At 42.3% G+C, this 818-nt stretch carries 1 protein-coding gene; it reads left to right on the top strand.

Annotation, left to right across the window (positions count from 1 at the left end; genetic code table 11):
• Nucleotides 1-818 (top strand): RHS repeat-associated core domain-containing protein (locus CLHUN_RS21635; protein WP_133051143.1); only part of this gene is annotated, 818 nt, incomplete at both ends.

Here is an 818-nt window from a genome sequence, read left to right as displayed (position 1 = left end):
CCGGGTACGGGTGAAAGCAAAAGCAACAATTACAGCAAATACTGAGAATAGCATTACAATAAACGAATATGACGGCTTGAACCAACTGGTAAAAGTGACGGAAGGAAGCAATACCTACAGCTATACCTACAATTGGGATGGGTTGAGAGCCTCAAAGACAGTAAACGGTGTCACCACAAACCACATATGGGACGGTGACCAGATGGTGCTGGAAACCGACGGTGCAGGAAACGCAACCGAGAAGTATATACGTGGAATAAATCTCATATACTCCGGGGAAGGTGCAAATAGAAGGTATTTCCTGTATAATGGTCATGGTGATACAGTGCAGCTTACCAGTACAACCGGAAGCAGCATAAAAGTGTATGAGTATGATGCATTTGGTGTAGAGAAGAACATAGACCCTGAGGATACGAACCTGTTCAGGTACTGCGGAGAATATTTCGATAAGGAAACCGGGACTATCTATTTGAGGGCGCGGTACTATAACCCGGAAATAGGACGTTTTATTTCAGAGGATAGTTATTGGGGTAAGGATGCTGACCCGCTGAGTTTGAATTTGTATACTTATTGTGGGAATAACCCTGTGGGTTTAATTGATCCTTCCGGGCATAGCGCTGTTGCAACTGGGCCAGTTGGATTGATTAAAAAAGTTATGGAAACGGTCTTAAACATTGGTAAAGATATGTACATATATGATTACAAATTCACAACGGCGGCGGGAGCATATTTCTTAGATATGAGAGTAGACAAAAATGGCATTTACCACGCTAACTTCGATTGTTGGCAGTCTGCTTTTGGTTATAATAATTTTTACG

The organism is Ruminiclostridium hungatei, assembly GCF_002051585.1.
Lineage (GTDB): Bacteria > Bacillota > Clostridia > Acetivibrionales > DSM-1351 > Ruminiclostridium > Ruminiclostridium hungatei.
Note: the sequence above shows the minus strand (reverse complement) of the source record. Positions and strands in the feature narration are given on the sequence as shown.